The 25,417-nt window shown below is 43.6% G+C and carries 23 protein-coding genes and 2 pseudogenes; 21 read left to right on the plus strand and 4 right to left on the minus strand.

What is annotated here, in order from left to right; translation table 11 throughout:
* Positions 1 to 183: pseudogene (locus VK541_RS04655) on the minus strand (sensor histidine kinase); the annotation flags it as partial.
* A gap of 46 nt (positions 184 to 229) precedes the next feature.
* Between VK541_RS04655 and gltX the strand changes: the two are divergent.
* The 8 genes from gltX (at position 230) to VK541_RS04695 (ending at position 9,599) form a co-directional block, all read left to right on the plus strand.
* Positions 230 to 1,744, plus strand: a complete 1,515-nt coding sequence (gene gltX, locus VK541_RS04660) for a glutamate--tRNA ligase (protein ID WP_324367400.1) — start codon at positions 230 to 232, stop codon at positions 1,742 to 1,744.
* Between the two features lie 110 nt (positions 1,745 to 1,854).
* On the plus strand, positions 1,855 to 2,691 hold the full coding sequence (ypfJ, locus tag VK541_RS04665) for a KPN_02809 family neutral zinc metallopeptidase (protein WP_324367402.1): 837 nt from the start codon (positions 1,855 to 1,857) through the stop codon (positions 2,689 to 2,691).
* A gap of 48 nt (positions 2,692 to 2,739) precedes the next feature.
* Positions 2,740 to 3,864 carry a hybrid sensor histidine kinase/response regulator gene (locus VK541_RS04670; protein WP_324367404.1) on the plus strand — a complete coding sequence of 375 codons (1,125 nt, stop codon included), beginning with the start codon at positions 2,740 to 2,742 and terminating at the stop codon, positions 3,862 to 3,864.
* Between the two features lie 9 nt (positions 3,865 to 3,873).
* Positions 3,874 to 7,458, plus strand: a complete 3,585-nt coding sequence (locus VK541_RS04675; RefSeq protein ID WP_324367406.1) for a response regulator — start codon at positions 3,874 to 3,876, stop codon at positions 7,456 to 7,458.
* A gap of 3 nt (positions 7,459 to 7,461) precedes the next feature.
* The gene (locus VK541_RS04680) at positions 7,462 to 7,827 is read left to right on the plus strand and encodes a response regulator (protein WP_324367408.1); all 366 of its coding nucleotides are present in this window, start codon (positions 7,462 to 7,464) and stop codon (positions 7,825 to 7,827) included.
* Complete coding sequence (locus tag VK541_RS04685) at positions 7,827 to 8,654, plus strand: protein-glutamate O-methyltransferase CheR (RefSeq protein ID WP_324367410.1); 828 nt, start codon at positions 7,827 to 7,829, stop codon at positions 8,652 to 8,654. The genes VK541_RS04680 and VK541_RS04685 overlap by 1 nt, the downstream gene beginning before the upstream one ends.
* Complete coding sequence (locus VK541_RS04690) at positions 8,654 to 9,238, plus strand: chemotaxis protein CheB (RefSeq protein ID WP_324367412.1); 585 nt, start codon at positions 8,654 to 8,656, stop codon at positions 9,236 to 9,238. Before VK541_RS04685 ends, VK541_RS04690 begins: the two co-directional genes overlap by 1 nt.
* Positions 9,231 to 9,599 (plus strand): response regulator, encoded by a 369-nt coding sequence (locus tag VK541_RS04695; RefSeq protein ID WP_324367414.1) that lies wholly within the window; start codon positions 9,231 to 9,233, stop codon positions 9,597 to 9,599. Before VK541_RS04690 ends, VK541_RS04695 begins: the two co-directional genes overlap by 8 nt.
* Positions 9,600 to 9,601: 2 nt before the next feature.
* Here the strand turns inward: VK541_RS04695 and VK541_RS04700 are convergent, their stop codons facing one another.
* Positions 9,602 to 11,278 carry a dipeptidyl-peptidase 3 family protein gene (locus VK541_RS04700; protein WP_324367416.1) on the minus strand — a complete coding sequence of 559 codons (1,677 nt, stop codon included), beginning with the start codon at positions 11,276 to 11,278 and terminating at the stop codon, positions 9,602 to 9,604.
* 119 nt (positions 11,279 to 11,397) lie between these two features.
* On the opposite strand from VK541_RS04700, the gene VK541_RS04705 reads away from it, so the two are divergent.
* On the plus strand, positions 11,398 to 12,231 hold the full coding sequence (locus tag VK541_RS04705; RefSeq protein WP_324367418.1) for an N-acetylmuramoyl-L-alanine amidase: 834 nt from the start codon (positions 11,398 to 11,400) through the stop codon (positions 12,229 to 12,231).
* Between the two features lies 1 nt (position 12,232).
* Here the strand turns inward: VK541_RS04705 and VK541_RS04710 are convergent, their stop codons facing one another.
* Positions 12,233 to 13,894, minus strand: a complete 1,662-nt coding sequence (locus VK541_RS04710; protein ID WP_324367420.1) for a glutamine--tRNA ligase/YqeY domain fusion protein — start codon at positions 13,892 to 13,894, stop codon at positions 12,233 to 12,235.
* A 78-nt stretch (positions 13,895 to 13,972) separates the two neighbouring features.
* Between VK541_RS04710 and VK541_RS04715 the strand changes: the two genes are divergently transcribed.
* From VK541_RS04715 to VK541_RS04755, 9 genes are all read left to right on the plus strand, one after another.
* Positions 13,973 to 14,392: a cobalamin B12-binding domain-containing protein gene (locus VK541_RS04715; protein WP_324367422.1), complete on the plus strand. Its 420-nt coding sequence runs from the start codon at positions 13,973 to 13,975 to the stop codon at positions 14,390 to 14,392.
* Between the two features lie 3 nt (positions 14,393 to 14,395).
* Positions 14,396 to 15,178 (plus strand): enoyl-CoA hydratase/isomerase family protein, encoded by a 783-nt coding sequence (locus tag VK541_RS04720; RefSeq protein ID WP_324367424.1) that lies wholly within the window; start codon positions 14,396 to 14,398, stop codon positions 15,176 to 15,178.
* Between the two features lie 137 nt (positions 15,179 to 15,315).
* Complete coding sequence (locus VK541_RS04725) at positions 15,316 to 16,716, plus strand: sigma-54 dependent transcriptional regulator (RefSeq protein WP_324367426.1); 1,401 nt, start codon at positions 15,316 to 15,318, stop codon at positions 16,714 to 16,716.
* A 1-nt stretch (position 16,717) separates the two neighbouring features.
* A complete protein-coding gene (locus tag VK541_RS04730) occupies positions 16,718 to 18,349 on the plus strand; it encodes a sensor histidine kinase (protein ID WP_324367428.1) in 1,632 nt (543 codons plus the stop codon).
* 16 nt (positions 18,350 to 18,365) lie between these two features.
* A complete protein-coding gene (locus VK541_RS04735) occupies positions 18,366 to 19,823 on the plus strand; it encodes a hybrid sensor histidine kinase/response regulator (RefSeq protein WP_324367430.1) in 1,458 nt (485 codons plus the stop codon).
* 11 nt (positions 19,824 to 19,834) lie between these two features.
* Complete coding sequence (locus tag VK541_RS04740) at positions 19,835 to 20,887, plus strand: AI-2E family transporter (RefSeq protein WP_324367432.1); 1,053 nt, start codon at positions 19,835 to 19,837, stop codon at positions 20,885 to 20,887.
* A 46-nt stretch (positions 20,888 to 20,933) separates the two neighbouring features.
* Complete coding sequence (locus VK541_RS04745; protein ID WP_324367434.1) at positions 20,934 to 21,200, plus strand: YtxH domain-containing protein; 267 nt, start codon at positions 20,934 to 20,936, stop codon at positions 21,198 to 21,200.
* Between the two features lie 20 nt (positions 21,201 to 21,220).
* Positions 21,221 to 21,604 (plus strand): phage holin family protein, encoded by a 384-nt coding sequence (locus VK541_RS04750; protein ID WP_324367436.1) that lies wholly within the window; start codon positions 21,221 to 21,223, stop codon positions 21,602 to 21,604.
* Entirely contained in the window at positions 21,582 to 22,034 is a 453-nt protein-coding gene (locus VK541_RS04755; RefSeq protein WP_324367438.1) for a hypothetical protein, read from the plus strand. The genes VK541_RS04750 and VK541_RS04755 overlap by 23 nt, the downstream gene beginning before the upstream one ends.
* Before the next feature lie 49 nt (positions 22,035 to 22,083).
* On the opposite strand, the gene aspS is transcribed toward VK541_RS04755, so the two are convergent.
* Positions 22,084 to 23,829, minus strand: a complete 1,746-nt coding sequence (gene aspS, locus VK541_RS04760) for an aspartate--tRNA ligase (protein ID WP_324367440.1) — start codon at positions 23,827 to 23,829, stop codon at positions 22,084 to 22,086.
* 145 nt (positions 23,830 to 23,974) lie between these two features.
* Here aspS and VK541_RS04765 point away from each other — a divergent pair, with 145 nt between their 5' ends.
* The 3 genes and pseudogenes from VK541_RS04765 to VK541_RS04775 form a co-directional block, all read left to right on the plus strand.
* On the plus strand, positions 23,975 to 24,526 hold the full coding sequence (locus VK541_RS04765; protein ID WP_324367442.1) for an RNA polymerase sigma factor: 552 nt from the start codon (positions 23,975 to 23,977) through the stop codon (positions 24,524 to 24,526).
* Positions 24,523 to 25,050: a hypothetical protein gene (locus VK541_RS04770; RefSeq protein WP_324367444.1), complete on the plus strand. Its 528-nt coding sequence runs from the start codon at positions 24,523 to 24,525 to the stop codon at positions 25,048 to 25,050. Before VK541_RS04765 ends, VK541_RS04770 begins: the two co-directional genes overlap by 4 nt.
* A gap of 5 nt (positions 25,051 to 25,055) precedes the next feature.
* A pseudogene (locus VK541_RS04775) lies at positions 25,056 to 25,417 on the plus strand (hypothetical protein); the annotation flags it as partial.

A 25,417-nucleotide genomic window follows, 5' to 3' on the forward strand; every position in this document is an offset into this window, starting at 1 on the left:
GTCGTTGTCGTACATGATCAGCGACTGCTCGGTCACCCGTACATATAGCTGGAACTGCAACTGCTCCTCACGCTCCATTTTTTTGACAAAGAAGTCGCTGTAAAAAACGGATGCTGTGCCTATGACAATGGCAAAGACCAAGAGAAAGAACTTCCAGCGCCGCTTTTTTTCGTAAGGATTCATAGATTATGAAGGCAAATTACAAAAATATATCTTTGCGGGTAGTTATATGGAAAAGAAAGTTAGAGTAAGATTTGCCCCTAGCCCCACAGGAGGGCTGCACCTTGGCGGGGTTCGTACCGCTTTGTTCAATTATTTGTTTGCTAAGCAGCACAATGGAACATTTATTTTACGTGTGGAAGATACGGACCGGACGCGTTTTGTGGAAGGTGCTGAAGAATATATCGTGTCTTGCCTGGAATGGTGCGGAATGACGCCGGATGAAAGCCCGCAGAAGGGGGGGGCTTTTGGGCCCTATCGCCAGAGCGAACGGAAGAACTCTTACAGACAATATGCAGATCAGCTGATTGCTGACGGCCATGCTTACTATGCCTTTGACACCCCGAAGGAACTGGATGCGAAGCGCAAAGAGGTATCTAATTTTACTTATGGGCTGGCAACACGGGGCGGGATGCGCAATTCGCTTACTTTGGCGGAGACGGAGGTGGCAGCACTTCTGGCAAACCAGACCCCTTATGTGGTCCGGATAAAAATGCCGGCTGATGAGCTGGTTTCATTTACAGATCTGATCAGGGGGCATGTTAGTTTTGATACCAACCTGATAGATGATAAAGTGCTGCTGAAAGCTGACGGAATGCCGACGTATCACCTGGCTGTAGTGGCCGATGACCGGGCGATGGAGATCAGTCACATTTTCAGAGGCGAGGAATGGCTGCCGTCTGCGCCAATCCATATTTTGCTGTGGCGGTACCTGGGCTGGGCAGACGAAATGCCGCAATGGGTGCACTTGCCTTTGATACTTAAACCGGACGGCAACGGAAAGCTGAGCAAAAGAGATGGCGATAGACTGGGCTTCCCTGTTTATGCGCAAAACTGGACTGACCCTAAAACCGGCGACCTGACTAAAGGATTCAAGGAGCTGGGTTTTATGCCTGAGGCATTTGTAAACCTGCTGGCTATGCTGGGCTGGAATGACGGTACGGATCAGGAGCTGTTTACCATGACGGAGCTGATCGATAAATTTTCGGTGGAGCGGATCAGCAAAGCAGGGGCTAAGTTTGATTTTGAAAAGGCGAAATGGTATAACCATGAATGGATTAAAAATGCGGATGCAGGAATATTGCTGCCTGCGGTGAAAGCAGTGTTTGCCGGACAGGGGATAGTGGCGGATGATGATGCTTTGCTGGCAAAAGTAATTGACCTGATCAAAGACAGGTGCAGTTTGCTGACGGAGTTTGCACAGCAGGGGGCTTATTTTTTTAATGCGCCTGCCGCATACGACCTGGATGCTGTGAAGCCCAAATGGACAGCCGAGAAGGCGGCATTTTTTAAAGCTTACAGCGAACAACTGATCGGCGAAGGGCTTTCTGCGATGGAACTGGAAGAGAAATTTAAGGAGCTGGCGGGTGCACATAGTTTTAAACCGGGCGAGCTGATGCTGCCTTTCAGGATCATGCTGGTGGGCGGTAAATTTGGTCCGGGAGTATTTGATATTGCGATAGCCCTGGGTGCTCTGGAAAGTATACAGAGGATAGACAAGGCGGTTAGTGCTTTTGGCGAATAGTTCTTTTTAACCTTACTGATGAAGAGTCTCTGTATTAATACACTTTTTAAGTTAATTTGGTATAACAATTGCCGCAAGGTTTTGGTTAAACCAAATAAACTTAATTTTCTATGCAATGGTTCGGTAAGGGAAGCGGTAATGTAGACGACAGAAGGGGTATGAGTGGTGGTGCTATTGGTGGCGGTGTCGGCATTATCATTGTCATCATAGGTCTGCTTTTTGGACGGGACCTCACGGGTTTGGTGGGTCAGCTGCCGGTACAGGATGTCGTGCAGTCGGAGGGTAAAACAGGGGATCCGCAGGATGCAGAAGGCAAATTTGTAGATGGGGTGCTGGAGTCTACTAATCAGGTTTGGGCTCAGCAGTTCGAAACTATGGGTAAGACGTATGAGGAGCCGAGGCTGGTTTTGTTTACAGATGCTGTCCAGTCTGCCTGCGGAAATGCAAGTGCTGCTGTAGGCCCATTTTATTGTCCCGGAGATCACAAAGTATATATAGATTTATCATTTTACAGGGATCTGAAAGACCGCTTTGGTGCTTCAGGGGATTTTGCCCAGGCGTATGTCATCGCACATGAAGTCGGGCATCACATACAAAACTTGTTGGGGATTTCTGAAAAAATGGAGCAGGCAAGGGGCCGGCTGAGTGAAAAGGAATATAACCGGTTATCGGTGAAATTGGAACTTCAGGCGGATTTTTTTGCGGGAATGTGGGCGCATCATGCACAGAATTTAAAGGATTTCAGATTGGACGAGGGAGATCTGGAAGAAGCGCTGAATGCGGCAAATGCCATTGGGGATGACAAGCTGCAGAAACAGTCACAGGGAGAAGTAGTTCCGGATGCATTTACACACGGGACTTCCGCACAGCGGGTGTTCTGGTTTAAAAAGGGATTTGAAAGCGGAGATATTAATGAGGGAGATACATTTAATTCAAAGCAATTGTAATACATATGAATATACACCTACTAACACGCAGCTTATTTATCCTGAAGAATGATATTAATTGTAGATGACACTCCGGAAAACCTGATTTCACTGAAACGGGTTCTGGAAAGGCACAATTTTGAGGTAGATACAGCATCGTCGGGGGAAGAGGCGCTAAAAAAGGTTCTCAAAAACGAGTATGTCCTGATCATTCTGGATGTACAGATGCCGGGTATGGATGGCTTTGAGGTGGCCGAGGCCATATCGGGCTATAGCAGGGCAAAGGAAACGGCAATTATTTTCCTTTCTGCTGTGAACAAGGAGCTTAAGTTCATTACCCGGGGATACTCATCCGGCGGACTGGACTACATTACCAAACCGGTTGACATGGATATTTTGCTGCTCAAGGTAAAGACCTTTTACAGGATCTATGAACAGAGCAGGAAATTAATTGAGATCCAAAAAGCTTTATTGGATGAAATCGAATTCAGGAAGCGGGCAGAACGTAAAAAAGATGAGTTTATCAGCATTGCCAGTCATGAACTGAAAACACCGCTGACCAGTGTAAAGGGCTATATGCAGCTACTGGGAAGAAGTATCGATAAAGGGGATCTCGAAAGGGTAAAGGACCACCTGACAAAGGCCCAGGTTCAGCTGGAAAAACTGAACGAGCTGATCGCCGATCTGCTGGATATCTCCAAGATAGAAAGCGGAAAGCTAAAATTTAATAAAAAATATTTTGTGATGGATGTCTTGCTGGATAGTGTGACTGACATTATCCGGCAGTCTAATCCGGAGTTTAACATCATCAGGAAGGGTAAAGCTGAACAGGAAATCTATGCTGATGAAATGCGTATTGAACAGGTCATTATCAATTTTTTGACCAATGCCATCAAATATTCGCCGGGGACGCATGAAATCCAGATCAATGTGAACATTAAGGACGACAAGATCTATCTTGGAGTACGTGATTTTGGAATTGGGATTGGCCCGGAACAGCAAAAACATGTTTTTGACAAATTCTATCGCGTCGAGGAAACATCGATCCATTTTCAGGGACTGGGTATTGGCCTGTACATTTCTGCGGAAATTGTGAGGAGGCATGGCGGACAGATCGGTGTCAGGAGCGTATCAGGTGAAGGATCAGAATTTTATTTTATTATACCGGCAGACTCCGGGGATGAAGCAGATTAAAAACGGCTTATGGAAAAAACATCACTAAAAAACAACCTGCGCATCGGATTGGGACTGTCATTACTGATCTTGTTCGTCTCTTCTCTTGCGTCCTTTACGAGCATCAGAAACCTGATAAAGAGTGCGGAACTGGTGTCGCACAGCAATGAGGTCATGACGAATCTGGATGCGGTTATTTCTACACTTAAAGATGCGGAAACGGGACAAAGAGGCTATTTGCTGACGGGTGACCGGGAGTTCCTTGAGCCTTATAATGGCGCAAAGGAAAATGCTCTTGATTTGCTGACCAGGATAAGTGTGTCTACAAATGACAACGCATTTCAGCAGCAGAATTCGAAACGGTTAAAAGATATTATTGTTGGCAGGCTGTCCATTATAGAACGGACCATTGAGGCAAAAGATAAAGGGGAGACCGTCACGGTCCTGGAACTTATTAACGGCAAGAAATATATGGATGCCGCCCGCTCAGTGATCAAAACCATGCAGGGCGAAGAAAAAAGATTGCTGGACGGCAGGACCAGCGAGCTGAACAGACAGGCAGGATATACGCCGGTCCTGATTTTGATTGCCGCAGCATTTGCCGTAGTCATCACTTTGTTTTTTTACATGAGGGTTTCCAAAGACTTCAATGAAAGAATGAAGCTTCAGGAGGAACTGAAGCTAAAGAATGAAGAAATTGACAACCGGATTGAGGTGATACGGGGTATAGCCGGTCAGATCTCCAGCGGAAATTATCAGCTCAGGATGGATGAAGACATTAAGGATGGGCTGGGCGGTCTGGCACTTTCTCTTAATGCTATGGCTGAATCACTCCAGCATTCTTTTTCTCTTCTGGCTGATAAGGAATGGCTGCAAACGGGTATAGCGGGTCTTAATGATAAGATGGTGGGTGAAAAAAGCCTGGAATCTCTTGCCAATGACATTCTTGAAAATATTGTGGAGCGTACGCAAAGTGTGGTTGCGGCTTTTTATATCATTGGAGAGGACAAGCTAATGCATCTGGAAGGCAGTTATGCCCTGGACCCGGCTCAGAAGAAAAAGGCGATTAAAGCAGGTGAAGGGATTGCGGGGGAGGTCCTTAAATCCAGAAAACAAATCCTGATTGATGACATCCCTGAAGGTGAAATGACTGTAAGCTATGCATCGGGCAATACCCAGCCACGGAATATAGTGGCGGTGCCGATAATGAGGTATAGGGAGATCATCGGAATAATGGAATTGGGCTCGTTAAACAGGTATACGCCGCTGCAGCTGGAACTCCTGAATAGCATATCGCACAACATCGGGATTGCAATACACGTAGCACAAAACCGTAAAAAGCTGCAGGAACTTCTTGAAGAGACCCAGGCGCAGGCGGAAGAGCTGCAAGCGCAGCACGGTGAGCTTGAAGGACTGAATGCTGAGCTTGAAGCGCAGACTCAAAAAATCCAGACCTCAGAAGAGGAACTAAGGGTGCAGCAAGAAGAACTGTTGCAGAGTAACCAGGAACTGGAAGAGCGGACCAGTCTGCTGGAGGAAAAAAACCAATTGATACAGGAGAGAAATCTGGATATCCAGCAAAAAGCTGAGCAGCTGGAACAAAGTACAAAGTATAAATCGGAGTTTTTGGCGAATATGTCACACGAGCTGCGGACCCCGCTGAATTCTATTTTGCTATTGTCCAGGCTGATGTCGGAGAACAAAGAGCTGGATACCGAATATATAGAATATGCTGAGGTGATCCAGAGTTCCGGTCAGGGGCTTTTGGGTCTGATCGATGAGATTCTTGATCTTTCCAAAATAGAAGCCGGAAAGATGAAGCTGGAGTTTGCAGCGGTGAATATCACAGAGATCACAACTGATATGCGTTCGCTGTTTAACCCGCTGGCCAAAAATAAGGGGTTGGAACTGATCATTGACGTTGACAAGGGAATTGAGAACCTCATTACGGACAAAATGCGTCTGGAACAGATCCTGAAAAACTTACTTTCAAACGCAATTAAATTTACCGAAAAGGGAAAAGTATCGCTTACGGTGAAGAAATTAAAGCCTGATCTGATCTCCTTTAAGGTTACTGATACGGGTATCGGGATTCCCGGAGATAAGCAGGGCCTGATATTTGAAGCCTTTCAGCAGGCAGATGGGTCTACACGGCGTAAGTTTGGCGGAACAGGACTGGGATTGTCAATTAGCAGGGAGCTGGCCAAACTGCTCGGCGGAGAAATCGAGCTGACCAGCAGGGAGCATATGGGCAGCGAATTTACACTATCGATGCCGGTTGACGGGAAAGCAGTTTTGGAGCGTAATGTAAATGTACGTGCTGTTGCTGAACCGGAGTTTGAAAAACCGGAAGAGCCGGATGCCGAGCGGTTCACGGTGGAACATATCCCGCAGGAGATTGAGGATGATCGAAGCCTGATCAGGGCTGGTGACAAGTGCATCCTGATCGTCGAAGACGATACTGCCTTTGCAAAGATCTTGCTGGATTTCACCAGAAAGAGGGGCTACAAAGGAATTGTGGCGGTAAGGGGTGATGTTGGCCTGGAACTGGCCAACAAATATAAGCCTTTGGCCATTCTGCTTGACATACAGCTCCCGGTAAAGGATGGATGGCAGGTGATGGATGAATTAAAATCAAACCCGGAAACAAGACCTATTCCTGTTCACATTATGTCTTCCCTGGAAGTGAAGAAGGAAAGTCTTTTGAAGGGCGCGGTAGATTTTATCAATAAGCCGATCGCATTGGAACACATGCAGGAGATTTTTCAGAAGCTCGAACGTGCGTTGAGCAGGCATCCTAAGAAGGTGCTGATCGTTGAGGAAAATAAACAGCACGCGCAGGCTTTGAGTTACTTTTTAAGTAACCACAGCATTAATACTGAGGTCGTAAATAATGTAAATCAAAGTATTGGTGCATTGCATAAGAAAGAGGTTGATTGCGTAATCCTGGATATGGGTATCCCGGATAAGAATGCATATGATACGCTGGAGGCGATAAAAAAAGCGGACGGACTGGAAAATCTCCCAATAATTATCTTCACCGGAAAGAATCTTTCAAAAGGAGAAGAAGGCAGGATCAAACAGTACGCGGATTCCATCGTGGTAAAAACCGCCCACTCGTATCAGAGAATATTGGACGAAGCGGGGCTGTTTCTGCACCTGGTAGAAGAAAAAGGAACAGACAACAGTCATAAAAGACCGGCGTTGGAAAAATTGGGTGGTTTGTATGAAGTGCTGAAAAATAAAACAGTATTGATCGCTGATGATGATGTAAGGAACATATTTTCGCTGACCAAGGCGCTGGAACAGCATAAAATGAAAGTTTTGGCGGCTACCGACGGTAAGGAGGCACTTCAGGTCTTAAAAGAGAACCCGCTGGTCGACATTGTGCTGATGGACATGATGATGCCGGAAATGGACGGCTATGAAAGTACAAAAGAGATCAGGAAAATTCCCGCATACAAACAATTGCCGGTTTTGGCTGTTACTGCCAAAGCTATGATGGGAGACAGAGAAAAATGCATTGCTGCAGGAGCCTCAGATTATATCTCTAAACCGGTGGATATTGATCAGCTGATCTCATTATTACGCGTTTGGCTTTACGATAAGGTTTAAAATATGACAAGCAAGGTTTTAATAATAGATGACGACAATAGAAATATATTTGCGTTAAAGGCTGTGCTGAAAGCGAAAGGGTACCAGTGCCTGTCTGCCGGGGGAGCTGAAGAAGGATTTAGCCTGCTCAGCGAAGACAGGAACATCGCTGTGGTATTAATGGATATGATGATGCCGGGAATGGATGGCTATCAGGCCATTGCAAAAATGAGTGAAAGTCCTGAACTGAAAGACATACCGGTCATTGCGGTTACCGCTCAGGCGATGCTGGGTGATAAGGAGCGCTGTATCAGGGCTGGTGCGGTTGGGTATGTTTCAAAGCCTATAAATGTTGACGAATTAACGAGATTACTAACGGAATATATCTGATGCCCTTGGAAACTCCTTTGATAAGCGATGAACAGGTGGAGACTTTACTTTCAGATCTTTTGGAGCAATACGGGTATGATTTTACAGGATATTCAAGGGCTTCCCTGAAGCGCAGGATCACAAGACTGTATGCTATGGACAAGGCAGTTAGTTTTGGTGAGTTCAGGTATAAGGTAAGTAATGACAATACTTATTTCAAAAGATTTGTAGAGCAGATAACGGTAAATGTCACGGAGATGTTCAGAGATCCGGCTTTCTTCAAAAGACTTAGGGAGGAGGTTCTTCCTGTACTGGGAACTTATCCCTTCATCAGAATATGGCTGGCAGGATGTTCTACCGGAGAAGAGGCGTATTCAATATCCATCATATTGAAAGAACTAAGTCTGTTGCACAAATCATTGATTTATGCAACAGACCTGAACCCCGCTGTGTTGGAAAGAGCTGCTCAAAGTATGTTTGGACTAAGTAATATGAAGCAGTATTCTGAAAATTATATTCTGTCAGGAGGGAGTAAGGACTTTTCAAGTTATTATTCTGCAAATTACTCACTGGCAAAATTTAACGAGGAGCTAAAAAGTAAGATCATTTTTTCTACTCATAATTTGGTTTCTGATCATTCTTTTAACGAATTTCAGCTGATTTTGTGCAGAAATGTATTGATTTACTTTGACCGGGATCTGCAGCATAAAGTACTAAACCTTTTTGATGACAGTTTGGAAGAACTTGGATATTTGGCGTTGGGCTCCAAAGAAACAATCAATTTTTCTCAGATCGCTAAAAAATACAAACGGCTGGATACCGAGAAGATCTGGCGAAAAATGGGATAATGGAAAGATGTGAGGCGTTTATAATTGGGGGCTCTGCCGGAAGCCTGGATGTGCTTTTAAAGGTATTGCCGGTTATTGATGCTGCAATAGAGTTTCCAATTGTTATCGTTATTCACCGCAAGCACGGAACGGATTCTCTGCTCGCGGGTCTTTTGTCGGGCCGCACTGAGCTTAAGGTCAAAGAAGTTGATGAAAAAGAAAAATTAAAGGCTGGTTTTATCTATATTGCTCCTTCAGATTATCATTTACTTATTGAGCGGGATCATACATTTTCTTTGGATTATTCTGAAAAGATCAATTATTCAAGACCTTCAATTGATGTTACTTTTCAGACAGCAGCCGAAGTTTATAAAGACAAATTGGCTTGCCTGTTGCTGTCAGGGTCAAATTCTGATGGGGTAAATGGATTAAAAAATGTTAAAGAATGGGGTGGAATGGCGGTAATTCAAGATCCTAAAACAGCGCAGGTTGCCTACATGCCTGCTCAGGCGCAACTGAATGTTCAAATTGATTCGGTACTTAAGCCGGAAGATATGGGAGAATTCATAAATTTGCTGTCTAACCACAAACCACCAAATGAATAGGAACAAAAAAGTCTTTGTTTTTGATGACAATGCCGACATTTTAGATTTATGCACCATAATTCTGGAAGATGCAGGGTATGACATTAAGACTTCATCTACTTCCAATAACATCATAGAACAGGTGATGGCCTATACTCCAGACATTATTTTTATGGACAACTGGCTGCCGGATGTGGGTGGAATTGATGCAACGAGAGCGCTCAAAAAACACAGTACGTTAAAAAATATACCTGTTATTTATTTTTCGGCAAACAATGATGTGGAGTCTTTAGCACAGCAAGCGGGCGCGGATGGCTTCTTGTCTAAACCTTTTGACATCCAGGAACTGGAAGACATCATCAGTAAGCACCTGCAGGCATGACCTTATTTTACGCCTAAGACATTGGCACCCTGCTCGAATACAATATCAACAGGGATTCCCTTTTTTGTAAGCCTGTTCAAATCGCCCTGAAGTTCAGCGGGAATAACAGCATTTTCCTTCTGATTTTTTTCAACGGCGGCTTTGTCACCATTGCCTTGTAAGGTAATGATGAGGTTGCCCAGCTTGTTCATTGATTCCTCAAATTTAACGAAGTCTACTTGATAGGTGCCGGTTTCATTTCTAATGAAAGCTCCGTTTTCTTTAAAAAAATTAAAGCACTGCATGTTTGCCTTACCATGTGCGCTGGATGCCCCAAAACGGACAGAGCGCAGGATGCCGGCCATGTAAGTCGTGTAGTACTGTTTAATGTCTCCTTCAAGTTCGCCTTTTTTTAGCAATCCGGTGACCATATAAAGCCCGAGTACATCAGCCTTTCCTTCTTCCAGCCAGGAATACTGTTCCTGCAAGGCTTCTTTGACAAAGCCTTTTCCTGTGACGGTTTTTTTAATGCCAAGTCCATGGGCAACTTCATGAAACATCACGTTAGCAAAAAAAGCATCAAAACTAATGTATTGTTGCTGCTCTTTGTCGATGAGTTCTTTTGCAATTGGAATCAGAATTTTGTCGAATTTGGCTTTCATCGCATTTTTCAGCTGCGAACGCCGGGTTCCTTTCTTTTGCTGAATGATCTCGTCATTCGGCAGATTTACGGCAATAGTTTTTGATCCGGCATTGCAATCGCCGGCATAGTAGACGACATCATATGCGTTCAATTCAGAATCTGTACCCGGCTTTTCTTTTTTATATTTTGCCTCGACAGGCAGTCCTTGCTGTAAAGCGGGAAGCATTTTGACATACTTTGCGAGACGCTTGCTCCAGACTTTATCTTTTACCAGGACATAGGCCTCAAATGATGCCCTTGCATTAAACAATTTGTCTTCATAGTTCTCTATGGGGCCTATAATGATGTCCAGGCTGTTGTTTTTCATGTCTAGCCAGGCGTAATCGCTGGCAGTATAGTTGTCTGTTGTGAGTGCATCGGCGCGGAGGTTCAAATACTTCTTAAAGTCGTCATCCTCTGCGAGCAGCGCCGCCTGTTTTAATAGAAATGAGGCCTTTTGCAGTTCCGTTGCATACAGCACTGAATAGGGGATAGAGGTCAACCTGCCCTTGCCGTCACTCATGATCACGGAATACAAGCCATACTTATCTTTTACCTTTGATTTGTCAAGTGCGGATTTGGTCATATTTGCCGGATAAAATGTTCCCGCGTCTGGTTTAGGGCCAATACCGGCAACAAAAGGCTTATCTCCATTCAGTCTGTCCCACGGACCGTAATTGATCCAGATGAAAGATTTCGTTTTCTCATCTTTTATTGTAGACAGCAGACTGTCCCGCTGCGGATAAGCCTGCTTCCAAAAAAGCTCGTCCATAATTTGCGCAGCCTGGATAAGCAAAGGCAATATTTTGCGCTCGCTAACCGTAAGGCTGTTCAGATCAGTTGTAAGCGTAACTTTTTCATAAATGGACAGCCGGCTGCCAACGTATTTTTGAAGACTGTCGGAAGCAGCAGTTTTATTCCCTGCATTGGTTTCTTTCCTGGGGTTGCTGCAGGAGATGATTCCTGCGGCGATCGAAAATCCTGCAAAGAAAATAGCAGCCTTGTTTATATATTTCATGCTGAGGCTAGTTTTGTAAGTCAATAAGTGGTTATCAAAAAGGCTTGTTAATACAAGCTCAATTCAATTGCGGCTAAAATAGTAAAAAATAGTAATTTCACATCTTTAACACACATATTATGAAATGTCAAAATAAAACAAAAAGGACGGGTCTGTTAATAATTTTAGCAGTTTTGGTGGCCTCTTGTTCAACAAGCAAATATGCCGCAAGCGAAAAGGTATATAAAAAACAGGCAAAAGAATTCGCAAATACAATTAAGACGACTCCGCCGTTAAATCAGGAAATAATGACGGTTGACCTTAAGGAACAAGCGTGGGTCGGGTCTGTAAATTTTGGTATACGCAAACCAAATTTTGTAATTCTCCACCATACAGCGCAAAATTCTTCCGATCAGACCCTGAAGACTTTCACCATTGCCAGGACACAGGTTAGCGCCCATTATGTGATTGGTCGGGATGGCAAAATATTTCAGATGGTCAATGATTACCTTAGGGCCCAGCACGCGGGAGTTGGGAAGTGGGGCAATGATACAGACCTGAATTCTTCATCGATAGGAATAGAAATTGACAATAATGGAGATGAGTCCTATCCGGAAGCGCAAATTAAAAGCTTGCTGGAGGTACTGGCTGCAGTTAAAAAAAGATATAATATTCCCGTTGCTAATTTTATCGGACACGCAGATATTGCGCCGACAAGAAAGCCGGATCCGAATAAGTTTCCCTGGAAGGTATTGGCAAAAAAGGGTTTTGGATTTTGGTATGACGACGTGCTATTGATGCCCCCGGCAGATTTTGATACTACAGCTGCATTGAGAATCATCGGGTATGACATTAAAAACCTGTCTGCCGCGATTACGGCGTTTAAACGTCATTTTGTTCAAACAGACATCAGCCCGATGCTTACGCCTGCAGATAAATTGATCCTGTTTAACTTGTATAAAAAATATATGTAAATTACTTACTTGTTTTTGCCCAGGCATCTTTCAAAGAAACGGTACGGTTAAATACCAGGCGTTCCGGTGAGGAGTCCTTATCAAGGCAATAGTAGCCTTTCCGTATGAACTGATATTTCGAATTCCTGTCGGCATTGGCCAGATAAGGTTCAATATATGCTTGTTTTATTATGGTGACACTGTCTGGATTCAGGTAGTCCTTGAAGTCCCCGTCTTCGTTGTCGGGGGACTCTACTGTGAACAACCGGTCATACATTCTGATCTCCGCATGTTTAGCGTGTTTGCTGCTTACCCAATGGATAGTTCCTTTGACATTGATGCCGCTTGTGTCTTCTCCGCTTTTTGATCCGGGAACGTAGCTGCACCTTAATTCGGTAATGTTACCTTCTGCATCTTTGACGAAAGAATCACATTTTACGATGTAGGCGTGCTTTAACCTGACCATAGTTCCCGGTGCCAGTCTAAACCATTTCTTTGCGGGCTCTTCCATAAAGTCTTCGCGCTCTATCCAAAGTTCACTGCTGAATGGAATTTCCCTTGATCCGCCTTTATCTTCTGCTTCAGGATTGTTTTCTCCGATAAGGACTTCTTCCATTCCTTCAGGGTAGTTGGTTAAGACTAGTTTTATCGGATCTAATACCGCCATTACTCTGGTTGCTGTTTTGTTCAGATGCTCGCGGATACAAAACTCCAGCAGGCCCAGCTCGATCAGATTTTCCCTTTTGGCAATTCCTATCCTTTCGCAAAACTCACGAATGCTTTTGGGGGTATAGCCCCTTCTTCTTAGCCCGCTAATAGTCGGCATGCGCGGATCATCCCATCCGCTTACTACTCCTTCGTTGACCAGTTGAAGCAGCTTGCGCTTGCTCATTACTGTATAAGACAGATTTAACCGGGCAAATTCATATTGTTTTGATGGAAAGATCTCTAATTTCTCTATTAACCAATCGTAAAGTTCACGGTGTGGTACATATTCGAGGGTACAGATAGAATGTGTGATGGTTTCAATGCTGTCGCTTTGACCATGTGCGAAGTCATACATCGGGTATATGCACCATTTGTCCCCGGTCCGGTGGTGCGCTGCATGCTTGATCCGGTAGATAACAGGGTCACGCATGATCATGTTGGGACTTGCCATGTCTATCAGGGCACGCAAAGTGCATGCGCCGTCAGGGAACTCCCCGGCCTTCATGCGGCTGAACAGGTCTAAATTTTCATCAATGCTGCGACTTCTGTAAGGGCTGTTCTTGCCGGCTTCTGTCGGCGTGCCCTTTAACCCGGCAATCTCATCAGCCGTGCTGTGGTCAACATAGGCCAGACCTTTTTTGATTAAAGTAACAGCGTAATCGTAAAGTGTGTCAAAATAATCAGAGGTATACAGTTCATTTTTCCATTGGAATCCAAGCCATTTGATGTCGTGCTGCTGACTGTCCACATATTCCGTTTTCTCTGTCACCGGATTGGTGTCGTCGAACCGCAGGTTGGTATAGCCTCCGTATTTCTGAGTAAGCCCGAAATTCAGGCATATGGCTTTTGCGTGGCCTATATGCAAATATCCGTTGGGTTCCGGTGGAAAACGTGTGATCAGGGTTTCGTATTTTCCGCTGCTTAAATCGTTTTCAATGATCTCTTCTATAAAGTTCAATGATCTTTCCTCACTCATAAAAACTGTAATTTTAGCTCCAAAGTTAATATAAAACAGCTAATTTCATTACATTTACCCAGCACTATCGTATAAATTATGAGCAGTACATTAGACAGGCCGATACGGGTTTTGGTGGCGAAGGTAGGATTAGACGGGCACGATAGAGGGGCAAAGGTAATCGCCACATCGTTAAGAGATGCAGGTATGGAGGTGATCTATACCGGACTGCGGCAAACGCCGGAAATGGTGGTCAATACTGCCCTGCAGGAAGATGTGGATGCTATAGGCATCTCGATACTCTCAGGTGCGCACATGACAGTTTTCCCCAGGATCATCGAAGTAATGAAACAAAAGAATCTGAACAATGTTTTGCTGACGGGTGGGGGAATTATTCCTGAAAGTGACATGAACAAACTAAAGGCAATGGGAGTTGGGGAATTATTTGCCCCTGGAACGACGATGGCAGCCATTGTGAGTTATATAAAGGGCTGGGTAACCGAAAACAGAAAATTTTAGCGCATGGAATACACACATATTTTATCCCGCATAAAGGATCAGATCCTCTACGTGACCATTAACCGGGAGCATAAACTAAATGCTTTAAACAAAGAAACGCTGGCAGAACTTGCGGATGTAATTGCCTTTGCTTCAAAAAGTGATCAGATAAGAGGAATGCTTTTGACCGGGGCGGGAGATAAGGCATTTGTTGCCGGAGCGGACATTTCCGAGTTTTCAGACTACAGTTCGGCAGAAGGGGAAGCCCTGGCAAGAAATGGTCAGAAAACGGTCTTTGATGCAATTGAAAAATGCAGCAAACCGGTAATTGCGGCGATAAATGGATTTGCGCTTGGCGGTGGTTTGGAGCTGGCCCTGGCTTGTCACATGCGCATTGCTTCGGAGCATGCCAAAATGGGTTTACCCGAAGTGACACTGGGCCTTATCCCCGGTTATGGGGGTACTCAAAGGCTGACCAGAATCGTTGGAAAAGGAAAAGCAATGGAGATGATCACTACCGGCGACATGATAACGGCTGTTCAGGCAGAGAAAATAGGACTGGTAAATTACGTGGTCGCGGCGGATGAACTGATCAAAAAAGCCGATGAGATCCTGGATAAGATCAGGCAGAGGGCACCCCTTGCTATCGCCGGAGCCATAAAGGCGGTCAATTCTTCTTTGTCGGATCATGTGAACGGTTTTGATGTGGAAATTGAAGAGTTTGGCAAATGCTTTAGCACAAGCGACTTTAAAGAAGGCGTGGCAGCATTCCTGGAAAAAAGAAGACCCTCGTTTTCGGGCAAGTAATTTTTAGCAGCCGGTGGTATTTCTCACAAACATTTTATAAATAAAGCGGGGATTTTTTGAGAAAAGTGTAGAAAATATTGCCCACAATAAAAAAACTGATTATATTTATTTCGTAAATACGCTCTAACCCTTGCAATATGAGAAAAATATTAATTGTCGATGATGAAGTTAACATCGGCCTGCTGCTGTCAAAATTTTTGGTAAGAAATTCTTTTAGTGTTTCCACTGCAACAAGCGGTGTGGCAGCTATGGATTATTTGGCAAAAGAACCTTATGATCTTGTTTTGTGCGATTATCGGCTGGAGGATACGGATGGAAGGGAGATGCTGATCAAGATCAAAGAGAATTATCCCAGCACTGGTGTAATTATTATAACCGGTTATTCTGATATAAAGCTGGCGGTAGAACTGATCAAGCTGGGTGCGTATGATTACATTACAAAGCCCCTGTATCCTGATGAGATATTAAATACCATTAATAAGGCTATAGAGACACAGATCGCCCTCAATACGAATCACTCGGAGCAATTGCTAGATACGCCGAAGCAAAAAACGGCGAAGCTTACCTATAACCCTGCAGAGAACTTTGTCGTAGGCCAAAGTCCGGCATCCCGGGAGCTTTTAAAACAGATTCAATTGGTCGCCCCCACTTCATATAGTGTAATCTTAATGGGTGAAAGCGGCACAGGGAAAGAATCAGTAGCAAAGGCAATCCATTTGAACAGCCCCAGAAAGAACAATCCATTTGTGGCCATGGACTGCGGTTCTTTGACCAAAGAGCTTGCGGGGAGTGAATTCTTTGGACACGAAAAAGGCTCATTCACGGGGGCGTTATATACCAAGATAGGCCATTTTGAGATGGCAAATGGCGGAACACTGTTTTTGGATGAGGTCGGAAACCTTTCCTATGAAATTCAGGCGGCATTACTGAGAACTGTTCAGGAGCGTAAAATAAAACGGATAGGCAGCACCAAGGAGATTGATTTGGATGTCCGGATCATTGTGGCAACAAATGAGAACCTGGCAAATGCAATCCAAAAAGGAAGGTTCAGAGAGGATCTTTACCATAGGTTTAATGAATTCTCTATTGATCTGCCTCCTTTAAGTCAGAGAGGGAAGGATATCATGATATTTGCCAATACTTTTCTTGACGGTGCCAATCAGGAACTTAACAGAAATGTTCAGGGCTTCTCCGATGAAGTTGAACAGTGTTTTTTAACTTATAACTGGCCGGGGAATGTCCGGGAACTTAAGAATGTGGTAAGAAGAGCTACCTTACTTACTGAAGCCGAACTGATACAGCTTAAAGCATTGCCCCTTGAAATATCAACTTACGCAAAAGCATCTGCCATAGAAAGTTCAATAGCCCGGGCAGAAAAACCGCGGGATCTGAAAAATGCTGCGCTTGAGGCAGAATACGAAGCCATCTTAAAAGTTTTAAGGGAAGTTAACTTCAATAAAACAAAGGCCGCCAAGATCCTGAATATCGACCGCAAGACTTTATATAATAAAATGAAGGCGATTAATTTGGATACTTAAAGTGTTAGCAGCAACCATCGTTCTGGCCCTGCTTTTTTTGGCAGCGACGTATTTCCTGGCAAGAAATATGGCTGCAGTGCGAAGGATGAAGAGCGAAGTGACCGGGTTGCAAAAAGAAAATGAAGCGCTCTCTGCCAGAGCAGAATTGCTTGCACTTGCGGAAAGCATTTCTAATTTGGGTACCTGGGAATTCTTTCCCGGCAGCAAGACAGTAAGGTGGTCGGAAGAACTGTATAACATTTACGGTTTTAAAGATAAAGACATTGCGCTCAGTGCCGAATTAAATGAGCAGGTAATTGCTCCTGAATACCGGGATAAGGTTGCGAAGGAATTGCGGTCTGCCATTTCAAATCAAACCACATTTGCAGTAGAGTATCAGATTATACAACCTGACGGGACAAGAAGATATGTGCTTGGTCAGGGTTTTTACATCGGAAGAGAAGACAAGCTTGTAGGAACAATACAGGACATCACCCAGCAAAAGGATGCTATATTTAAGTTGAAGATAAATGAAACCTTATTGCGGGAAGCAGAAATGGTTTCTCATAGCGGAAGCTGGGAATGGGTGGATGGCAAAGAATTTGTACTCTGGTCTGACGAAATGTATAATATCCACGGTTTTCTGCCACACTCTGTATTTGTCAATTTTGCATTCTATCAGGGCTTGGTCCATGAAGAGGATGTACCAGAATTTTTGAAGAACTTTTTCAAAGCACGTGAGAATAAAGCCCCGTTTAAAATTAATTATAGAATAGTAAGACCTTCAGGAGAGATCAGGCATGTGCTTTCCACGGCTGAGTATAAGAAAATAGGACTGAATAACTTTGCCTATATCGGGAATACACAGGATGTCACAGAACTAAGAAAGGCACAGGTACAGCTCGAAGAAAAAGTAACAGCACTTAACCGCTCGAATCAAGACCTGGAACAGTTCGCCTACGTCGCTTCTCATGACCTGCAGGAACCCTTGAGAAAGATACAGGCCTTTGGGGATAAGCTGAAAGATAAGTATTTAGCTCATTTGCCTCCTGAAGCGCTGGATTATTTAGAGCGGATGCGCAATGCAGCCGAAAGAATGCGTGCCCTGATCAACGATCTTCTTACTTTTTCAAGAGCCACCCGAGACCATAAAAATTTCGTTGCCACCGACCTTGCAGCGCTGATAAACAGTACGATTAAAGAACTTGATTTTAGCATTGACATTAATCACGCGGCGATCAGGGTAACCGTTGATCTTGATGCTGATGCGATACCTTCTCAATTACAGCAGTTGTTTCAAAACCTGATCGCTAATGCTTTAAAATTTACTCATGCTGAAACACCACCGGAAATTGAAATAACAGGATGTGCTAAATATGGGCATGAACTTTCGATTGCCGAAGCCAGGCCAAATCAGTTATATTCGATTATAGAAATAAAGGACAATGGAATTGGATTTGAAGTAGAAGATGCTGAAAAAATATTTGATATTTTTCACCGGCTTCATTCACGCAATGCGTACAGCGGAACAGGTATCGGGCTGGCGATCTGTAAAAAAATAGCAGAAAACCATTCCGGCTTTATTCTTGCAAACAGCGAACCCGGCAATGGCGCTGTATTTACAGTTATACTGCCTAAAAGACAGATCAAATGAAATCTAAATAGATAAAATGGAACAGGTTCGGGTCTTATTAATTGATGATGACGAGGATGATTATATTCTCACGAAAGCGGTATTTGACCGGCTTTCAGACAGGTACTCGCTTTCCTGGGTCAATAGCTATGATAAGGGAATTAACGCGATTTTAAAGCGCCAGTATGATGTTTACCTCGTGGATTACAGGCTTGGGAAAGGGACTGGTATTGATCTTCTTAAAGAGGCGGTGAATTCTGGTTGTGTAAAGCCGATCATTATGCTTACCGGAAAAGGTGACCGGACAATAGACGAACAGGCGATGAATATCGGGGCAGCTGATTACCTGGTAAAGGATGAGATTGAGCCCGTCCTGATCGAAAGAAGTATCCGCTATTCTATTAAACAAGCCGATGGATTAAGGGCATTGCAGGATAGTGAAAGAAAATACAGGGCGATTTTTGAACAGGCAAATGACCCCATTCTTATCTCAGAATATTCAGGAAGAATCCACGACATGAACAGTTGCGGCCTGAGCTTTTTTGGCTATCGTCTGGATGAATTGCAAAAACTTCCGGATAATGTGATTTTTAAGAACCGGACGGATTTGGAGAAATTTCGTGATCTGCTCGAGAAAAACGGATCACTGACAGATTTTGAATGCGAACTGATATCTAAGGACGGAAGGGTATACCATTGCAGCCTATCCTCTTTCATCCAAACAGATATGATAAGCGTTTCTGAGGTTTACCATACGATAATCAGGGACCTGAGCTATAGAAAACATATTGAAGAAAAATCTGTTAATCTCGGTAAGATGTCCATATCAGAACATATTGCAAAAGGATTGGGAGATGAAATCAGAGATCCGCTGTCGGCAATTAACCTGGCGGTTGACGAGCTGGCCTCCGATCTGGCACTGGCATACAGTGAGTCTGTCCAGTCTTACCTGGAGATCATTAAAACCAATTGCGACAGGGTGAGCAGACTGATGCAAAACTTTATATCCAGCACCGAAACGAAAACGCTAAACCTGCAAAGGCATAGCATTACTGAAGTTATTGAGGAGACAATGGCAGAAATGGAAGATCTCATTATCGGTCACAACATTAAACTGACAAAGCAATTGCTTGAATCTGAACACAGAGTACTCCTGGATAAGACCAAGGTGAAATCGGCACTGATAAGCGTGATTAAAAATGCAGTTGAAGCCATGCAAACTTATCCCAAGATCATTCATATTACCAGTACTTCGGATAAAGATGTGTTTGAAATAGGGATTGAAGACAATGGTGCCGGAGTCAGCCAGGAAAACCAGGACAAAATCTTTGAGCCATTTTTCACCACAAAAAAACGGGCGAGTGGTTTGGGCTTAACCCATGCGCAGCGTGTACTGACTACTCACAATGGCAGCATTAAACTTAAACCCCTGGCAAATGGAAGTTTGTTTCTGATCCGGATACCAATTTACAATGAAGGCGCCCTCTGGCATTAACTCCCGATCATATGTCAATATTTACTTATAAACAGCGCAATCAGATCAACCTGCTCATCATCATCGCATTGGGCTGCATTATTGCCTACTCACTTCAGGGGATCTTTGGCTCAATTCTTAGTACACTTGTATTGTATACCATACTGCGGCCGGGCTTTATTTACCTGGTCGAGGCAAAATCCTGGAACAAGAGCTTTGCTGCCGTCCTGCTGTTGTTTATTTCTGTAATTGTCATTGTCCTTCCTTTTTATGGGCTGAGCAGCATGGTGATAGAAAAAATCGCTGAACTGCAGAACGATCCGGGTTATTTGAAGAACACGCTGTTTAAATTAAAGCATTTGCTCCCCGTCAGCGGGGATTTGCAAAATCTGGTAGAGGACGGCATGAGAAAAGCCGGAACATGGGCTACCGGGTTATTTCCTTCATTGATTTCCGGCGCCTTTAACATCATACTGGGGCTGCTTTTAATGTATTTCCTTTTGTATTTCATGCTGGTGGAACGCGAAAAATTTGAAGCAGCACTTTTAAAGTATGCACCTTTCAGGGCTCAAAATGCGCAGCGGTTTGCAGAGGAAATGCGGAATACAACTTATGCTAATGTATTGGGACAGGGCTTTATTGCCGTAGTACAAGGCTCTTTAGTTGGGTTTTGCTTTTACTTTTTGGGGTATAAGGACCCTGTGTTCTGGGGAGTGATCACCACCTTCATCTCGTTTGTACCTGTACTTGGACCCCCTCTTATTTTTGTACCGGCGGCTTTAATGCAGATTGCTAACGGGAACAATTTTGCGGGTTGGGCAATGCTGATATTTGGCTTTGTTGTCATTATTAACATAGACAATGTGCTCAGGTTTATGATCGCGAAGAGAGTTGGTAATATTCATCCGATCATAACAGTAATTGGCGTGGTTATTGGAATACCATTATTTGGAATTTTAGGACTGGTATTTGGCCCGTTATTGCTGTCTTATTTCGTATTATTGATTAAAATATATGAAACCAGCGCGCTGGCCTCTGAAAGACTGGAAAGAATTAAAACAATTTCAGAGCATGAGGAGTTATAATATTGAGTTCCCGAAAATTAAATGGTTAAACATAAAATCAAGTATCATGAATGATAATTCAAAAGTTTTAGTTGCTTTATTAGCTGGTTTAGCTGCGGGAGCAGCATTGGGTCTTTTATTTGCTCCGGATAAAGGAAGCGAGACGAGAGACAAATTAAGTCAGTCATTAAAAGATCTGGGAGATTCTATCAAGGACAGGGCCGCCGATGAGATCAACAACCTGAGTAATTTAAAAGATAAAGTTGTAAACTCAGTCAAAACCAAACTTCGCCAGGCAGAAGATGAATTTGCTGATGATATAGAACATGCCTAACCTTGCCAAAACCCAGAACAATGGAGGATAAAGACAAAGAAAAAGGAATAGAAGACCTCTACGAAGACGCAAAAAATTATCTCGATACCAGGGTCGAGTATACCCGGTTGTACCTGGTAGAAAAGATCTCAAAGATATTTGCCGATGTTGTGACTAATGCGGCGGTAATCATTTGCTTTATACTGGCCTTTTTATTTGGAACATTTACCCTTGCGCTTTACCTGTCTGATCTATTGGGCAGCTTCACCAGGGGGTTTGGGTGTGTTTCTCTGATCTATATATTTTTAGCCCTGCTGGTTTACTTCATGAAAGAGAAATACATAGAAAAAGCGATAATTAACTTTACCATCAGAAATTATTTTAACAAACTGGCAGATAAAGATGAAGAAGAGCAGAAAGTATAACATAAATAATCTGGAAGAATTACATGCTATGGTTTGCAGTTTGAAAGACGAGCATGTCTTACAGGGAGAGGCCTTGGTTAATGACACCAAAATTTATTTGAAACAGTTTACCCTTGGCGGCCTGATAAAAAAATATGCTACTCCTTCCGCGTTTCTTAAGATGGATGAGAAATTCAACCTCAGCAGCACTTTGATGTCGTGGGTCTTGCCACTGTTTATGAACAGCACCGTCTTTAAAGGCTCAGGAATACTTACTAAGGCCTTGGTGGGGCTTGCTTCAGGAAAGGTTGGAAAATCGCTTGACGGGGAACACCTATCCGCGATCTTCAACTCGGTTAAATCGTGGTTCGGTGGTTCTAAAAAGAAAAAAGAAGAAAAGTCGGAAGAATATTTTGACTATGGCATTCCGCCGGATAGTGAAACTTATTAATGAAAAAAGGGCAGTCCGATACGGCTGCCCTTTTATTTTCCGTGATTAATTAAAGTGCGGTTTTTATCTTAAGCTCTTTCAGCTGCTTATCGTCAATTGTTGAAGGACTATCAATCATTACGTCTCTTCCGGAGTTATTTTTAGGGAAAGCGATAACATCCCTTATGCTGTCTAAGCCTGCAAAAATAGAACACAAACGGTCGAAACCAAAGGCAATACCGCCGTGCGGGGGTGCTCCAAATTCAAAGGCATCCATCAAAAATCCAAATTGTTTCTGTGCCTCTTCCGCTGAAAACCCAAGGTGCTTGAACATCAATGCCTGCAGTGTCCTGTCGTGTATACGGATCGAACCGCCGCCAATTTCGGTTCCATTTACCACCATATCATAAGCATTGGCCCTCACTTCTCCGGGTTTGGTATCCAATAAGGTGATATCCTCTGGCTTAGGAGAAGTAAACGGATGGTGCATGGCATGATAGCGTTCGGTTTCTTCGTCCCATTCCAGCAATGGAAAATCAAGTACCCAAAGCGCGCTAAAAGTATTTTTATCACGCAATCCCAGCCGTGTACCCATTTCCAGGCGCAGCTCGCTCAATTGTTTACGTACCTTATCTGTCAGGCCTGCCATGATCAGGACAAGATCTCCCGGCTCTGAATTCAACGCCGCAGACCACTTTTTCAATTCCTGTTCGTCATAAAATTTGTCAACAGATGATTTTAAAGAACCATCCTCTCCATGTCTTAAGTAAATCAGACCGGTGGCCCCTATTTGCGGGCGTTTGATAAAGTCGGTCAATTCATCTACCTGCTTGCGGGTATATCCGGCACAGCCTTTTGCATTGAATCCTATAACCAGCTCTGCGTTGTCAAATACAGGGAAGCTTTTGCCTTTAACCAGCGCTGTCAGTTCAACGAACTGCATTTCAAAGCGTGTATCGGGCTTATCTGAGCCATACAGGCGCATGGCGTCAGCATACTGCATTCTAGGTACTTCAGGGAGGTCGACCCCCCTGATGTCTTTAAACAAAGTCCGGATAAGCCCTTCGAAAGTATTTAATATATCTTCCTGTTCAATAAACGACATCTCGCAGTCGATCTGTGTGAACTCGGGCTGTCTGTCAGCGCGCAGGTCTTCATCCCTGAAACACTTAACAATCTGGAAATACCTGTCAAAACCCGAAACCATCAGCAATTGCTTAAAAGTTTGAGGAGACTGCGGCAAAGCATAAAATTCACCGGGGTTCATTCTGCTTGGCACCACAAAATCCCTGGCTCCTTCCGGAGTAGACTTGATCAGTACCGGGGTTTCGACTTCAATGAAGTCAAGACCATCCAGGTAGCGCCTGACTGCCTGCGCCATTTTATGCCTCAATATCATGTTATTGCGTACCGGATTTCTCCGCAGATCAAGATAACGGTACTTCATTCTCAGGTCATCACCGCCGTCGGTTTCGTCATCGATCATGAATGGCGGCAGCTTGGCCGCATTTAAAACCTCAAGGGCGGTTATTTTAATTTCGACCTCACCGGTAGGTATTTTTAAATTTTTGTTTGAACGCTCAACTACCAGTCCGCTCGCTTTTATGACAAACTCTCTTCCTAAACTACGGGCGGCCTCGCACAGATCGCGATTGTCGTCCATATTAAATACCAGCTGAGTAATTCCATATCTGTCACGGATGTCAATAAAAGTCATCCCCCCTAAATCTCTTGATTTCTGAACCCAACCGCAAAGGATCACATGCTCTCCTAAGTTCTTAATGGTTAAAGCGCCGCAAGTAGTTGTTCTTAGCATTATTAATAATTATTTGCGGCAAAAATATTGATTTTGAACCACATATTTCAGATCGCTGAAATTTTACTTCTTATATTCAAAATATTTTCAATTCAGATGCAACGTTTTGATTCATTGATTGTCTCTTAAAAAGAACAGGAAAACATTGGAAACCGTATATATAGACAAACACCTCGATCTGGTAAATCAATGCAGGCAGGGGAGCCGCGCTGCACAATTTGAATTGTACAAATTGTATGTAAAGGCTATGTATAATGTTGCGCTTAGGATTGTGAACCAGGTCGCAGAGGCAGAAGATGTTTTGCAGGAATCTTTTCTGGATGCCTTCACCAGGATAGAGAATTTCAGGGGGGAAACAACATTTGGATTATGGCTCAAACAGATCGTCATCAACAAATCCATCAACCAGCTGAGAAAGCGCCGGGCTGAATTTGTGAATATAGATGATGTGGATATTGCGGACGAAGAAAAAGAAGACACAGAGGGTCAGGAAATGAGGGTAAACGAAATAAAGGAAGCGGTGGCAGAGCTTCCCGACGGATATAGGGTAGTGCTGACATTGTATTTATTTGAAGGCTACGACCATGAGGAGATATCACACATCCTTAAAATATCTGAAAATACTTCAAGGACACAATACATGAGGGCAAAAAAGAAATTGAATGGCTTATTAGAAAAGAGAGGAGCATTGAGATGAGCAAAAAAATCGAGGAGTATGTCAGAGAGCATAGAAAAGCGTTTGATGTGGAATCTCCATCAGAGCAGCTGTGGAGCAGAATTGAGAATGAATTAAACAGAGAAAAACTAAAAAAGCCATTGAGGGTGCCGTTCTGGTTAGGTATAGCTGCATCCCTGATCGTGGTAATGACAGCTACTTTTATATTTACCTATCTTAACCATAGCACAAGGACAGACATTGCCGAATTGAATCCTTCATTTGCAAAAAAAGAAATGAAGTTTGCCAGTCTTATTGAGGAAAAAAAAGACAGCCTGCAGGTTTATGCCAAAGAGAACCCTGCATTGTACGAGGAATTCAGTTCCGACCTTGAAAAATTGGGTTCGGAATACGAACGTCTAAAAAAAGAGCTGGAAAACAGCCCCAATCAACGGGTTATCGTAAATGCGATGGTCAAGAATTTAAAGCTGCAGTTGCAGGTGATCAACCAGCAGCTGTATATCATAAATGAAGTGAATCAATATAAAAAAGAGAATAGAATATGAGATATATGAAAATAACAGCAATAGGACTGATGCTCCTTGTAAATGTTGCACAGGCCGCCCCGGTTTTAAATCCGGCAGGGGTATCAAAAGTTATCAATGAAGGAGATGACGATCCAATGCGCTCCAAGACTTTCAGCAAAACATTTGCAGCTGATAATTCTGATAAAATTGTGCTGGGCAATCAATATGGGTCAATTGTAATTAAGATCTGGGACAGAAAAGAAGTAAAGGCAGATGTTGACATTAAAGCTTATAGTAACGACGAGGCCGGGGCTCAGAAATTGCTGGATGGAGTAACGATTGAAACCGGAAAATCAGGTGACCAGATCATCTTTAAAACAAAACTGGAAGAACAGGGCAATTGGGG

This window comes from Pedobacter sp. (assembly GCF_035317785.1).
Taxonomy (GTDB): domain Bacteria; phylum Bacteroidota; class Bacteroidia; order Sphingobacteriales; family Sphingobacteriaceae; genus Pedobacter.

What these genes read in the sequence shown, in the direction of transcription:
- gltX (WP_324367400.1), top strand. Translation starts at nt 230, where the DNA reads ATGGAAAAGAAAGTTAGAGTAAGATTTGCCCCTAGCCCCACAGGAGGG.
- ypfJ (WP_324367402.1), top strand. Translation starts at nt 1,855, where the DNA reads ATGCAATGGTTCGGTAAGGGAAGCGGTAATGTAGACGACAGAAGGGGT.
- VK541_RS04670 (WP_324367404.1), top strand. Translation starts at nt 2,740, where the DNA reads ATGATATTAATTGTAGATGACACTCCGGAAAACCTGATTTCACTGAAA.
- VK541_RS04675 (WP_324367406.1), top strand. Translation starts at nt 3,874, where the DNA reads ATGGAAAAAACATCACTAAAAAACAACCTGCGCATCGGATTGGGACTG.
- VK541_RS04680 (WP_324367408.1), top strand. Translation starts at nt 7,462, where the DNA reads ATGACAAGCAAGGTTTTAATAATAGATGACGACAATAGAAATATATTT.
- VK541_RS04685 (WP_324367410.1), top strand. Translation starts at nt 7,827, where the DNA reads ATGCCCTTGGAAACTCCTTTGATAAGCGATGAACAGGTGGAGACTTTA.
- VK541_RS04690 (WP_324367412.1), top strand. Translation starts at nt 8,654, where the DNA reads ATGGAAAGATGTGAGGCGTTTATAATTGGGGGCTCTGCCGGAAGCCTG.
- VK541_RS04695 (WP_324367414.1), top strand. Translation starts at nt 9,231, where the DNA reads ATGAATAGGAACAAAAAAGTCTTTGTTTTTGATGACAATGCCGACATT.
- VK541_RS04700 (WP_324367416.1), bottom strand. Translation starts at nt 11,278, where the DNA reads ATGAAATATATAAACAAGGCTGCTATTTTCTTTGCAGGATTTTCGATC.
- VK541_RS04705 (WP_324367418.1), top strand. Translation starts at nt 11,398, where the DNA reads ATGAAATGTCAAAATAAAACAAAAAGGACGGGTCTGTTAATAATTTTA.
- VK541_RS04710 (WP_324367420.1), bottom strand. Translation starts at nt 13,894, where the DNA reads ATGAGTGAGGAAAGATCATTGAACTTTATAGAAGAGATCATTGAAAAC.
- VK541_RS04715 (WP_324367422.1), top strand. Translation starts at nt 13,973, where the DNA reads ATGAGCAGTACATTAGACAGGCCGATACGGGTTTTGGTGGCGAAGGTA.
- VK541_RS04720 (WP_324367424.1), top strand. Translation starts at nt 14,396, where the DNA reads ATGGAATACACACATATTTTATCCCGCATAAAGGATCAGATCCTCTAC.
- VK541_RS04725 (WP_324367426.1), top strand. Translation starts at nt 15,316, where the DNA reads ATGAGAAAAATATTAATTGTCGATGATGAAGTTAACATCGGCCTGCTG.
- VK541_RS04735 (WP_324367430.1), top strand. Translation starts at nt 18,366, where the DNA reads ATGGAACAGGTTCGGGTCTTATTAATTGATGATGACGAGGATGATTAT.
- VK541_RS04740 (WP_324367432.1), top strand. Translation starts at nt 19,835, where the DNA reads ATGTCAATATTTACTTATAAACAGCGCAATCAGATCAACCTGCTCATC.
- VK541_RS04745 (WP_324367434.1), top strand. Translation starts at nt 20,934, where the DNA reads ATGAATGATAATTCAAAAGTTTTAGTTGCTTTATTAGCTGGTTTAGCT.
- VK541_RS04750 (WP_324367436.1), top strand. Translation starts at nt 21,221, where the DNA reads ATGGAGGATAAAGACAAAGAAAAAGGAATAGAAGACCTCTACGAAGAC.
- VK541_RS04755 (WP_324367438.1), top strand. Translation starts at nt 21,582, where the DNA reads ATGAAGAAGAGCAGAAAGTATAACATAAATAATCTGGAAGAATTACAT.
- aspS (WP_324367440.1), bottom strand. Translation starts at nt 23,829, where the DNA reads ATGCTAAGAACAACTACTTGCGGCGCTTTAACCATTAAGAACTTAGGA.
- VK541_RS04770 (WP_324367444.1), top strand. Translation starts at nt 24,523, where the DNA reads ATGAGCAAAAAAATCGAGGAGTATGTCAGAGAGCATAGAAAAGCGTTT.